The following is a 13,550-nucleotide window of genomic DNA, read 5'->3' as shown; positions in this document are numbered from 1 at the left end:
TGTTAATTTGTATCTAATCAATTACCTAAATAGTCAATTTGCAAAGTCGAGATAAACAAATAAGGTATTATTTGCTATCTTAGCAGGACTAAAAAGGCGTATTTTATTAACTCATTAATTAATTAAAATGAAAACAAGCATAGAAGAACGTTGGGGTACGCATCCTGATGATGTCAAAAAATACGACACTACGCAGTTGCGTAAAGAGTTTCTGGTTGAAAAACTATTTGATGCCGATTCAGTATTGATGACTTATACTCACAACGACCGCTTAATTATTGGTGGTGCCCTACCGGTAAAAGAAGCATTGAAACTCGAGACAGTCGATTTGATTCGTTCGGAATATTTCTGCGAACGTCGCGAATTGGGTATTATCTGTATCGAAGGCGAAGGATCGGTTACTGTTGATGGTACCGAATATCAATTGGGTTTTAAAGATGCAGTTTACGTAGGTCGTGGCTCAAAAGAAGTGATCTTCAAAAGTAAAGACGGCAATAAACCTGCTAAATTTTACTTTGCATCATCGCCCGCTCACAAAGCGTATCCTACGACAGCCATTACTTCCGAAATGCGTCGCACCAGAGATTTGGGAGCACCTGCAACCTCAAACGAACGTTTGTTGAACCAAATTATATTGAGTGAGATTGTACCTTGCTGCCAATTGCAAATGGGTATGACCGAATTGAAAGAAGGCAGTGTATGGAATACTATGCCTCCACATACACACTCGCGTCGTATGGAAGCATACTTCTACTTCAAAATACCCGAGCAACAAGCAGTGTGCCACTTTATGGGACAACCTCAGGAAACACGTCATATTTTTATGGCTAACGAGCAGGCGGTTATTTCTCCATCGTGGTCTATTCACTCGGCAGCAGGCACAAGCAACTATACTTTTATATGGGCTATGTGCGGCGAAAATCTGGCTTATGATGATATGGATACTTTCACGGCTGACAAGTTGAGATAAGTTCCTCAAAGACATATATAGAGCAAAAGACAGGCACATAATGCCTGTCTTTTTTATTTGTGGAAAAGACCTCTTTAATATCTCATTTAACACTCCTCGGAAAGAATACAAGAGATAAAAAAGATAACAATCTGATACTTAAAATAGGAATTTTCGCCCTTTTTTCACTATATTTGCTTGAAAGCAGTCTAACTTAAAGACAAACGCTCAAAAAGAAATAAAAATTCTATGTCGCATATCCCTCCATTAGTAAGTGATTTGGCTCTTATTCTGATAACAGCCGGAATAGTAACAATATTATTTAAACTCTTAAAACAACCTGTTGTACTAGGCTATATTGTAGCAGGTTTCCTGATAAGTCCGCATTTCGTACTGTTTCCATCCGTAGCCGATATAGGTAATATAAACACCTGGGCGGAGATTGGGGTAATTTTTCTCTTATTTGCCCTCGGACTCGAATTCAGTTTTAAGAAACTGATAGATGTAGGCGGAACAGCCTCTATTGCCACCCTCATCAATATGGGATCGATGATAGCCATTGGATACGTTATCGGGCAACTCTTGGGCTGGACGCAAATGGAAAGTGTATTTCTGGGTGGCATGCTCTCCATGTCATCTACAACCATTATCATAAAGGCATTCAACGATATGAAATTGCAGAAGAAAAAATTTGCAAATATCGTCTTCGGGATGCTTATAGTAGAAGATCTCGCAGCCATACTTATGATGGTATTATTGTCAACAGTAGCAGGAAGCGGTGATGCAGAAGGGTCAGGATTACTCGAAAATTCCCTTAAACTCGTATTCTTCATGATGATATGGTTTGTAGTAGGTATTTACCTGATACCAACCTTCCTTAAAAAACTGAAGAAACACCTCAACGACGAAACTTTGGTTATTGTAGCCGTAGGTTTATGTCTGGGTATGGTATTATTTGCCGATACAGTTGGTTTTTCGGCGGCACTGGGAGCCTTTATTATGGGATCGATACTTGCCGAAACCATCGAATCGAAGCACATAGAGCATCTTATCGAACCTATCAAAAATCTGTTCGGAGCAGTATTTTTTGTTTCGGTAGGTATGATGATAGTTCCAAGTATTGTTCTGGAGTATGCCATTCCTATCCTCATTCTTACTGTAGTAGTTCTGGTAGGTCGTGTAATATTTGCCTCTTTGGGTGTTCTCGCTTCGGGCGAAGGCCTCAAAGTATCTATACAGGCTGGATTTAGTTTAGCGCAAATTGGCGAATTTTCATTTATCATAGCTACACTCGGTATGCAATTGGGTGTTATCAGCAACTTTATATATCCCATAATAGTAGCAGTATCGGTCATCACGACCTTTACAACCCCGTACTTTATAAAGGCTTCGACACCTATATATGAAGCTATAGAGAAAAGAATACCTCCTAAATGGAACAAACTGATTACGGGCTATTCTTCATCGAGTCGTAAAACAGTTAACAGACAGAACGACTGGAATGTTTTACTTAAAAAAGTGATTACCACCGTAGCTATTTATTTTGTCTTATCGCTGGCTGTTTTCTTTACTTGCAGAGAACTCCTCTACTGGCCTATAATGAGTTATATTCCTAACTTGGGAGGACGAATCGCAGCAGCTATCATAACTATCCTGCTCATGGGACCGTTTATGCAGGCTATCATGAGAAATAACAGCAAAACCGAAGAGCATGAAAGGTTATGGAAAGATAATCACTTTAACAAGGGTGCTTTAATTGCACTCAATTTATTACGGATTGCCTTGTGTGTGATTCTTATCCTTATGGTGCTTATCCCTCTATTCCCCAGAGCAACAGGTCTGCTACTTGTAACCTCGGTAGTTATTGCTATCGGAATTACTTTCTTCCAAGGGTTTAAAAAACAAACCAATAAGATGGAAAAGCAGTTTCTGGAGAACTTAAATGACAAAGAGCTTTCCGAAGATAAAGAAGGCACAATCAATCAGCAGGTAAAGACCGATCTTTTGAATAAAAACATCCACCTTGAAGAAATCGAAGTTCCTCAAGATTCGCCACGAATAGGAAAAACTTTGGCGGAACTTAATTTCAGACAAACTACAGGTGTAGATATAGTTAGTATAATCAGGGGTGATCTTAAAATAAACATTCCCGATCCGAACGAATGTATCTACCCATTCGATAAACTTATTGTTGCCGGTACGGATGAAGAACTACAAACATTTATTACTGCTCTCGAAGAGAAGAGATTGAAACAGCATACCAGTACTCAATATCAAATAAGCCTCACTCAATATGAATTGGAAGAGGGTTGCTCATTAATTGGAAAAGCAATTAAAGATTCTCAGATAAGAGAAAAAACAGATACCATGATTATTGGTATAGACCGCAACGATGAAGCCATTACCGATATATCGGCAAATACAATATTAGAAGAGGGTGATATATTGTGGCTTGCGGGTGAACAGAATAAGCTGGATCATTTTGCTGAGAATATAAACCAATGATGAAGAGTCTCGGTCTTATCCTGTTAAAGCAATTACATTTCTAATAATCACGGGATAGACACTATAGATTTTTCCTACAACAAACGATAAAAAAGTCTGAGACTTAGAAAAAGAAGAAACGAGCTACTTTTGCAGAAGTTGTAGCTCGTTTTACATAAAAAAACTTAAGAATCCTTTTTAGACTAGCCATGTAAAAGTTGATTATTATAGACATAAACAGTAAAATATTTTCTGAATTATGTTCTGTTATATCGAACTCTACTATTGAGTTGAATTTTAGTATATAAAACCAGTATACAAGAAAATCCTTATCTACTACTGGTACCTTTCAAATAATTATTCCCACCAAAACAATTTTATTAGTTTCCGGCATTCGTAACAACTTGTGGCAAAAGAGCACTCTAAATAAAAATAACGACACAAAACTCTATCGTTTCTTAGATTATTTATATAATTCCAGTATAAATAATTCATAAATTATAAACACTTATGCTCTAGAAAAGTTTTAGAAATTGAAAAAAAGGTATTTTGCAAATAGTAAACAGCCTCAAAGCCTACCTTCAAGGGTTTTATCTATACTGAAAACACAGAAGCAATCGAAGTATGAAAAAGAAGAATAAAATGGGATATTCTGTAATCAATCTGTCGGCAAATACGCCTACATACCCGACTTTTACTCGAAACTCAAAGGGATGGATTAATTATGGAACAGATAATAATCTGCCTCAACGTATCATTGATCTGAATAACGAATCGGCAGTAAATAAGTCGATCATAGAAAACAAAGTGACATATATATGCGGTTCGGGCATAGATGATACATTGTACTCGGGGCAGCCTAATACGAACGAAGACTGGGATACTTTAATAGAGAAGATAGCCAAAGATTATACGACTTTCGGTGGTTTTTGTTTTCAAGTTGTACTCAATAAGAACGGGAGTAATGTCAGCCTCTTTCATACCGATTTCAGTAAAATACGTGTAGGAGAAACCAATGAATATGGTACACCTCTTAATTTTTTCTTGTCAAATGATTGGCGAAAAACCAGTGGACAATATGCACCCGCACAGATAAAAGCATATGCTTCTGAAGAGTTGCAGCAGGGTGTGCCTTATCTGTATTATTACAAAGATTACGAGCCAAGTTTAGATTATTACCCTGTACCTCATTACTTTTCGGCACTCAATTACATAGAAGCCGATGGTTTATTAGGTAAGTTTTATCGTAATTCTATAAATAATGGCTTTGCACCTTCGGTAATTATCACCATACCAAGTAACCCCGGTGATGAGGCTAAACAACAGTTTAACAAAGACATGACAGCTTCTTTTGCGGGCACAAACGGAGCCAATTCAATTGTTGTTCTATACGGAGAAAGTCAGGATATCAAACCCGAAGTAACGCCTTTCACAGCCAGTGGCAATGCCGACTTATACAACAACGTCAATGAAGTTATTTTCCAGAAAATTATATCGGCTCACCGACTCTCCTCTCCTACTCTTGCAGGTATTTCGGGTTCGGGTAATTTGAGTGGCAATGCGAGTGAGATAATCAACTCTTTTATTTTATACAATTACACTGTCATTCACAAACTCCGTCGTAAAATTCTGGATACGTTGAATATTTTCGTAATCAACAACGGATATAATAAGTTAACTGTAAAAGAACTGGAAGTTATAACACAAATAAAAGAGTATGAAGGTAAAATCAGCAGTGATGAACCCTCGAAACAAGAGTCTCCAGCCATCTGATTTGCTCATCAAAAAACTATAAAACCGATGTATACACCTATCACATTAATAAACGAGGAGTTGTTTAAACTGCATTCTCCAATTACGGGAAATACCGATCTTACCGAATTTGTTCCTTACCTGTCTATTGCTCAGGAGTTATATATTGCCCCCTTATTAGGCGAATCGTTGATGAGCGAATTAAAACTTCAGATTTCACAGAACTCTCTGGATGAATCCAATAGCAATCTTGTTGTAAAAATTGCTCCTGCGTTAGCGTTCTTTGCCATCTATCAGGGATTACCTTTTCATTGGGCAACCATCGTAAATAAAGGAATAACTATTCGCGAAAGTGAAAACAGCAAGGGTATCGACATCAAGGATGTGGCTCAACTCCGCCGCTGGATTCGGGATGATGCCGAGATTTTTGTCAGCCTGTTAACCGATTTTCTTTGTTCGTCCAAAGAGAAATATCCTCTGTGGAAACCTGATAAAGATTATTGTTCGTCATGCGGTCAGCAGTCTACTCCTTTCGATAGTGGATTTTATTTTCCGAAACAGTAATGTATAACCTATCCCCTTTTATTTTTCATGAAAGGGGATATTTTTATTCTCCGGCTTTTCATTTCTTTTTCAGATCAATGAAATATTAAAAACCTTAAAGATCAAAATACCTTTACTAAAAAGTACTATCTTTGCCATCCCTAAAAAAACAGAGATATTATAATGTTTATTACTCGCTCCAATACAATATTAGCTATATAGCTAGGCTATACAGCCAATTAGTGCTTACTCCAAAAATCTTTGGAGAACTTTTATCCCGTTTATTAGTTTATAATCTCATGCTTACTTTCTCTACAAGAGAAAAAGTAATACGCTATCAATAAAATATTCCCAATGAATAATAATTGGAAAAAAACTTTTGCAATAATATGGAGTGGTCAGTTATTCTCGACCCTCACCAGTTCGATCGTCGGATATGCGGTTGTATTTTGGCTTAGCCTAAAAACCGAATCGGCCGAAGTATTAGCCTATGCCATGATAGCTACTCTTCTGCCTCAGCTTGTACTCGGATTGTTTACAGGTGTTTTTGTAGATCGCTGGAACCGAAAATTAACCATGATATTTGCAGATAGCTTCATAGCCATTTGTACGGCTATCATGTGTCTTATGTTTTATTTTGATTCGGTTACTATCTGGCAGATATATCTGCTGTTGATATTACGTTCGGCGGGCAGTGCTTTTCATACCCCTGCCATGCAAGCCAGTGTTCCGCTATTGGCTCCCGAATCGGAACTGATGAGAGTAGCCGGGGTTAATCAGATGATTTTTTCGATCAGTAATATAGCAGGTCCTGCATTGGCTGCATTACTTATAAATATCATGGATATGACTTATGTATTGTCCCTCGATATTATAGGGGCAGTAATAGCCTGCGTGTCGCTGCTCTTTGTTACGATTCCCAATCCCGAAAAGAAAGTTACTGACAAACTACCCAATATTATGGGAGAAATAAAAGAAGGACTACACGCTATATTTGGCACACAAGGTCTCAAATGGGTACTACTCTGTGATATTGCGATGTTATTTTTTATCATTCCCATATCAGCATTATTTCCGCTTATTACCCTTACTCATTTTATGGGAGATACATACGACATGAGTATTGTTGAGGCTGCGTGGGGAGTCGGTATATTTATAGGAGGGGCACTTATCGGTATGAAAAAAATAAAGATGATGAATAAAATTGTACTCATTGGTACTTTTAGTATTATTATCGGGTTAACCTCTCTACTATCGGGATTGCTGCCTGCAAACGGACTTATTTGGTTCATCGCCCTAACAGGAATCAGTGGTATTGGTGGCGCTATCTGGAACAGTGCTTTTACGGTCATACTTCAAACCAAAATAGATCCGTCTCTCTTGGGGCGTGCATTTTCGACTTACGACAGTTTGATGCTGATGCCTTCTATACCTGGATTGTTAGCGACCGGATTTGTTGCTGATGCTATCGGGATAACCAATGTATTTGTTATCGCAGGAATTGCAATCTGCCTGATCGGATGTTTATTCTTCATTATACCATCGGTAGTGAGCTTAGGAAAATCGACAGTGGGTAAATACGAATAAGTAAGATCATATATTTTAGATAATGATACTAAAATCCATAGTGAAGCCGCAAAAACGATTCTTGTATATCTTATAATCGGTAATTCCTGCTTCTTTTAAAATTTTCTCAAGCTTCTTTCGCGAGAGTAAATACATATAATCGCCCGAAGCCCATTTCTGGGGAGTAAATTGTAATATTCTATCAAATATGCGCTTGGGAAGCCAATGAATCAACGGGTATCTGGTATGCACTTCAAAAGGAAAATATCTATTTGGGGTAGTGAAGTATACTCTCTTGCAAGTTCTTTTGAGTTCTTTTAAGAACAGAACTTGTCTTTCTATATCTCCAACATGTTCTATGACTGCATTAGACCAACCGATATCGAAAGATTTATCTTCAAAAGGAAAATAAAACCCATCATATACAATTGAATTAACCTTTGGGTATCTTTTCTTAAATTCCTCATTAGTATCAACACTCAAAGCTGTGATATTCTCTAAATATGGATAGTTTTTCTCTAAAAAGTTATCTACAGGGGAATACTCCCAATTATTAACCCCTACATCCAATATTTTATCAGATTCCAAAGGTCTTATTACATCCAAGAATAATTTATATTTTGAAGTTCTATTATTTTTACTGATTAAGTTTGCGATCATAACTAAACAATTTTAGCAAGATGTAAATAATTACATAAATCTACAGTAAAAATATTCTTCCCACAATTTATTTTAAAATACAACAAATACAAGAACTTTAATACTCTGTATTTTCAGATGTTTTACAACCATCATTTGTGCAAAATTTCATCTAAAATTCGGCTTACCTCCTTACTCTTTTTTATTACCAATAAGTGATCTGCACCTTCTACAGGATAAACATCTTTCACGCCTTTAAATGGAAACATCTGGTCTTTTGTTCCATGTATATGGTAGAGGTTAGGACACTGAAAGGTTGAATGCCAATTGAGTATCTGAAACAAACTCCATTTCGTATAAAACGGGTCGGTATATGATACGTATTTCTCCATATCTTCGCGTTTAGCATGGTATACAAAGCGAGAAAAAAAATCAAAAACCAAATCACTTGTTTTAAAGAAGCCTATTGGTAAATATTCAGTGAATTTTATTCTATGCCCCACTCTGAAAAGAGCAGGCATTTCATCCCCTACTTTCATCGATGCTATTATGATCGTCTTGTTTGGCGTAAGAAATTTATTCATCTCTTGGACAATAATACCTCCAAATGAATATCCTACTAATACAAAAGGTTTTGATGTATCTATATTGACAGACATACGCCGGGTATATTCGGATAGTAATTCGCCTTCATTTGGCATTAACCACTCTATATATTTCTTTTCGAAACCATAAGGCAGCTCAATTGTATCGAATACTTTGCAGTTGGCCGACATTCCCGATATAAAATAGACATCCATATGATACAGTATTTATTATTTATCTTTCGACTTTAATTTCACTAAATTATTATTTTTAGTCCGAATCTCCTTAAAATAGCACATTTACTTTCTACTTTTTTCCGCAGTCTCTCGCAATAAACATCACTGAACAATTATTTTCGAATAGAAGCTCTCCCTAAATGTTAATTAAGATTTACCTTATTCATGAATAATCTTATTTCTATATCTTTAAAGTTTGAACATTTTTTAAACCATTTACCAATGAAAACACTTAAGAAAACTATCTTTTGCCTTTTAGCATCAATACTATTGGTCGGGTGCGGTAATAAGCCTGCTGTGGAAGCAGATTACGCCGTTATCCCATTACCTCAGGAAATAACGAAGTCCGAAGGAGAAGTATTTACGCTGAACAGCAGTACTAAAATTGTTTACCCTAAAGGCAGTGATATCCAAAAGCAAACTGCCGAATTTTTATCCGAATACATTAAATTCAGTACAGGAATCGATCTGAAAGTTACAGATGAAGAGTCTGCAGATAATGTGATTATCCTTAAAGCTGATTATAAAGCTGATAAACCCGAATCATACAACCTTACTGTAAATAATAAACAAATAATTATCAACGGTTCGGACGATGCCGGTACATTCTATGGTGTACAAACTTTGCGTAAATCGATGCCTGCCGATGCAACAGAAAACACGGTCGTATTTCCGGCTGTAGATATAAAAGACTATCCCCGTTTTGCATATCGCGGGATGATGCTCGATGTTAGCCGTCATTTCTTTCCTGCCGAATTTATCAAGAAATATATTGATATACTGGCATTACACAATATCAACCGTTTCCACTGGCATATTACTGATGATCAGGGCTGGAGAATAGAGATAAAGAAACATCCCGAATTAACCAAAATCGGATCACAACGCGATCAGACCGTAATCGGGCGGAACTCGGGCGAATTTGACGGAAAACCTTATGGTGGTTTTTATACTCAGGAAGAAATCAAAGATATAGTAGCTTATGCTCAAAAGAAATTCATTACCATCATACCCGAAGTGGATCTTCCGGGGCATATGTTGGCAGCATTAGCCACTTATCCAAACTTGGGCTGTACGGGCGGTCCCTATAAAGTGAGTGGAGAATGGGGCGTTTTTGACGATGTCCTTTGTGCCGGTAACGACAGTATATATACTTTTCTTGAAGATGTGTATGGTGAAGTAATCGAACTGTTCCCTTCAACATACATACACGTAGGTGGAGACGAATGTCCTAAAGTAAGATGGAAAACATGTCCTAAATGTCAGGCTAAAATAAAAGCAGAAGGTCTGAAAGCTGATGCAAACCACTCTGCCGAAGACAAACTGCAAAGCTATGTTATTTCACGAATCGAGAAATTTCTAAATAGCAGAGGTCGTCAAATAATCGGTTGGGACGAGATTCTTGAAGGAGGCTTAGCTCCAAATGCGACTGTAATGTCGTGGAGAGGTATGGAGGGAGGAATAGCAGCTGCAAAACAACAGCACGACGCTATAATGACACCTAACAGCCACTTGTATTTTGATGCCTATCAAACACGCGATACTCAGGATGAACCTCTGGCAATCGGAGGATATACTCCTATCGAGAAAGTGTACGCTTTCGAACCAGTTCCATCTGAATTAAGTGTTGATGAGCAAAAATATATTATAGGAACACAGGCCAATTTATGGACTGAATATATTGCTGATTCGAAACATGTAGAGTATATGGTATTGCCACGGATGGCTGCTCTGGCAGAAGTGCAATGGACCGAACCTTCGAAGAAAGACTTCACAACCTTTCTGCCTCGTTTGAATAGACTTTTGAAACTATATGACCGCTTAGGGTTTAACTATGCAAAACATATATTTGACATATCAAGCAAAATTGAACCCAGTGCAGAGAAGAAAGCTATTACGGTTACTTTAGCTACAGCAGATAATGCACCTATCTATTACACTTTGGATGGAACGGCACCCACTGAGAAAAGTTCTAAATATACTCAGCCAATCGAGATAAAGGCAAATGCCGATTTGAAGGCTGTAGCGATAAGAGACGGAAAAGCCAGCAAAATATATTCCGAAAATTTCAGTTTTAATAAGGCTACTTTGAAGAATGTAACATTCGAAGAAGATCCCAATTCTCAATATACTTACAATGGAGCTATTACTCTGGTTGATGGAAAGAGAGGGCGTCCCTCATTTGCCAGTGGCGAATGGTTGGGTTTCAACAAGAAAGCGATGACAGCCACTGTTGATCTGGAGGAACCGACTGAAGTATCGACCGTTAGCGTCGGAACATTTGCAAGTCCCGGTTCTTGGATTTTCGGGGCAAGGCAATTTACAGTGTTTGTTTCTGATGATAATAAAACTTTCAAGCAAGTATCCGATGAATCTTATCCTGCCATGAATCAGGATCAAGGAGAAAAGGTTATCGACCTTACTGCTACATTCCCGACAGTAAAAACCCGATATGTAAAGCTTGTTGTTAAAACTGAGCAATCTATTCCTGCATGGCATGCGGGTAAAGGTAAGCCGGCATATATTTTTGTGGATGAAATATCAATTAATTAAAGCATTACAATAAAGTACTCAAATATTAAAGAGCAATATGGATATCATATTGCTCTTTTTATATAAATCGTCCAGACTATAACTTAAAAATTTTTCATTCCCCACCTTTACTCTAAAATACAGTATTCTTATATTACTAATTGATAGCCGATAGTTAGGTAAATACTTTTCAAAATCACAAAAAGGTCTAATAGCTTATTATGATTTTCGCTAATAAAATGTACCTTTGCAAAATCAAAAATTTCATATCCCAACTCTATTCATGAGTAAAGAAAAGACAGCTATAAGAGCTTCGTATTTTAGTATCGTTGGTAATACAACCTTAGCTATAATTAAATGGTTGGCAGGTTATTTCGGAAATTCTTATGCACTTATTGCTGATGCAATTGAATCTACGGCAGATATATTTTCTTCTATCGCAGTACTTTGTGGACTCAAGTATTCGAATAAACCCGCCGATGAGAATCATCCTTACGGACATGGACGCATCGAGCCTCTGGTTACTTTTGGAGTAGTTGGTTTCCTCATCATATCGGCTACCATTATTGCTTACGAAAGTATCCAAAATATAAGTGAGCCTCACGAACCACCCAAACCTTTTACTCTTATTGTTTTAGCGGGTATTATTATCTGGAAAGAGATTTCATACCAACTAGTTATAAGAAAAGCCCGACATACCAAAAGCACCTCACTGGTTGCCGATGCATGGCATCACCGCAGCGATGCAATTACTTCAGTTGCTGCCTTTATTGGTATTTCGATAGCCATAGTCATGGGCAAAGGATATGAATCTGCCGATGATTGGGCAGCATTACTCGCATCTTTTATTATTCTATATAATAGCTATAAAATACTTAAGCCTGCTTTAGGCGAAATAATGGACAAGGATATATATCCTGAGATGGCAAATAGTGTATGTGACTTTGCCCGAACCATCGAAGGAGTTTTGGATACTGAGAAGTGTCATGTAAGAAAAACAGGGATGACTTTTTATGTTGATCTGCATATAATTGTAAATAAAAACATAACGGTTAAAGAGGGTCATGATATTGCTCACAATCTGAAAAACAGACTAAAAGAGAAAATGCCCGAAATAGCCGATGTACTAATTCATGTAGAACCTTCTTGGTAAAACTCATCAATTGTGTTATCTTTACAGAATATTAAATACTGTTTTTTAACACGAATATATCTTTAAGTAATCAATAGGTCTTAGACCTTCCACACTATTTTATAAAAAAATGAAAGTAAAACTAACATTCCTTGCTTCGATATTGATGATATCGATGTCATTAACAGCTCAACAAAAAACGTATACAAAAGCAGAATTGGATGCATCCAATATTATCAGACTTTGCAACAGCGTTATTGAACTTAGTAATAAGAACCGCACCAGTGCCGATAATTACAAATCGATGTTATCAACGGCAGAAAGCAATATGAGTAAATTAAAGAGAAATCCTAATACTCAGCCGTTTTTTGTAAATTATAAGAACTTCGAGGCATGCTTCGGCGATCAGAAAGAATATCAGTTGGCGTATAAAGGTGCACCCGAGTTTGCTGAGAAAAAAGAGATTGCCAGCACAATAGATGCTGCCAATAAAGATATTGCGAGTGCTGTAAAGTGGGCAACTGCTATGAGTGAATATTTCTCTGAAAAAATATTCCTGACCGACACCGATTTCGCGAAATATCCGGCTATGCAAGACAGCCTTAGTTATTATTTTCAACGAGGTTACAACAGTTGGTCAGCAGCTTCGAGATTGGCTTCGAAGGCCGGGAATAATGCTGAATTGATTTTACTTCAAAAAAGCAAGATTGCCGAATTTATAATTCCGATGAAGTCCGATTTGAATGGACTGGAATCTATCATGGAATTATTTAATCAGGATAAGATTGATAGTAATTTAATCAAAAATGAGCTATCAACCGTTTCGCAAACAATCGCTAAAAACAAAGACATTTCGACTAAGGATGTGAAAAAACTAAGTGATGTCTACTACAAAGAGGTTTTCCAAAAATTCTACACAAAGAGTGAGGATACAATAAAGGCAATGAGTGCTTTTAATCTGGAACTTGAGGCAAACCCTCAATCGGATCGTCTGAATAGTTCATATTCATATGTTGTCTCGAGTTATCGCTCTGTGGTTGAAGAATACAATACATTTATAGCTCAATAATGAGCCTGGAAGGTTAAATGAAAAGGAGTACAAATATGTTTGTACTCCTTTTTTATTTTACGA

General features: G+C 37.2%; 10 protein-coding genes. 8 read left to right on the top strand and 2 right to left on the bottom strand.

Features of this window, described 5'->3' with window-relative positions; all coding sequences use genetic code 11:
• The first annotated feature begins 127 nt into the window (after positions 1 to 127).
• The 5 genes from kduI to G7050_RS11600 all read left to right on the top strand — a co-directional run bounded on the left by kduI (position 128) and on the right by G7050_RS11600 (position 7,315).
• Positions 128 to 970 (top strand): 5-dehydro-4-deoxy-D-glucuronate isomerase, encoded by an 843-nt coding sequence (gene kduI / locus G7050_RS11620; RefSeq protein ID WP_166115535.1) that lies wholly within the window; start codon positions 128 to 130, stop codon positions 968 to 970.
• Between the two features lie 228 nt (positions 971 to 1,198).
• Positions 1,199 to 3,454 carry a cation:proton antiporter gene (locus tag G7050_RS11615; RefSeq protein WP_166115533.1) on the top strand — a complete coding sequence of 752 codons (2,256 nt, stop codon included), beginning with the start codon at positions 1,199 to 1,201 and terminating at the stop codon, positions 3,452 to 3,454.
• Between the two features lie 603 nt (positions 3,455 to 4,057).
• A complete protein-coding gene (locus tag G7050_RS11610) occupies positions 4,058 to 5,206 on the top strand; it encodes a hypothetical protein (RefSeq protein ID WP_255499118.1) in 1,149 nt (382 codons plus the stop codon).
• Between the two features lie 27 nt (positions 5,207 to 5,233).
• Positions 5,234 to 5,749 (top strand): DUF6712 family protein, encoded by a 516-nt coding sequence (locus G7050_RS11605; RefSeq protein ID WP_166115531.1) that lies wholly within the window; start codon positions 5,234 to 5,236, stop codon positions 5,747 to 5,749.
• A 333-nt stretch (positions 5,750 to 6,082) separates the two neighbouring features.
• Complete coding sequence (locus tag G7050_RS11600) at positions 6,083 to 7,315, top strand: MFS transporter (protein ID WP_166115530.1); 1,233 nt, start codon at positions 6,083 to 6,085, stop codon at positions 7,313 to 7,315.
• A 15-nt stretch (positions 7,316 to 7,330) separates the two neighbouring features.
• Here G7050_RS11600 and G7050_RS11595 read toward each other — a convergent pair whose 3' ends face one another.
• Both G7050_RS11595 and G7050_RS11590 read right to left on the bottom strand, forming a co-directional pair.
• Entirely contained in the window at positions 7,331 to 7,954 is a 624-nt protein-coding gene (locus G7050_RS11595; protein WP_166115528.1) for a methyltransferase domain-containing protein, read from the bottom strand.
• Positions 7,955 to 8,085: 131 nt separating this feature from the next.
• Positions 8,086 to 8,733, bottom strand: coding sequence for an alpha/beta hydrolase (locus tag G7050_RS11590; protein ID WP_166115526.1), 648 nt, complete (start codon positions 8,731 to 8,733; stop codon positions 8,086 to 8,088).
• Positions 8,734 to 8,976: 243 nt separating this feature from the next.
• Here G7050_RS11590 and G7050_RS11585 point away from each other — a divergent pair, with 243 nt between their 5' ends.
• From G7050_RS11585 to G7050_RS11575, 3 genes are all read left to right on the top strand, one after another.
• Positions 8,977 to 11,307, top strand: coding sequence for a glycoside hydrolase family 20 protein (locus tag G7050_RS11585; RefSeq protein WP_166115524.1), 2,331 nt, complete (start codon positions 8,977 to 8,979; stop codon positions 11,305 to 11,307).
• Between the two features lie 262 nt (positions 11,308 to 11,569).
• Positions 11,570 to 12,439, top strand: a complete 870-nt coding sequence (locus G7050_RS11580) for a cation diffusion facilitator family transporter (protein WP_166115522.1) — start codon at positions 11,570 to 11,572, stop codon at positions 12,437 to 12,439.
• A 109-nt stretch (positions 12,440 to 12,548) separates the two neighbouring features.
• Positions 12,549 to 13,487 carry a hypothetical protein gene (locus G7050_RS11575; RefSeq protein WP_166115520.1) on the top strand — a complete coding sequence of 313 codons (939 nt, stop codon included), beginning with the start codon at positions 12,549 to 12,551 and terminating at the stop codon, positions 13,485 to 13,487.
• The last annotated feature ends 63 nt before the right edge of the window (positions 13,488 to 13,550 follow it).

This window comes from Dysgonomonas sp. HDW5A (assembly GCF_011299555.1).
Taxonomy (GTDB): domain Bacteria; phylum Bacteroidota; class Bacteroidia; order Bacteroidales; family Dysgonomonadaceae; genus Dysgonomonas_A.
This window is presented reverse-complemented; position numbering and strand designations above follow the sequence as displayed.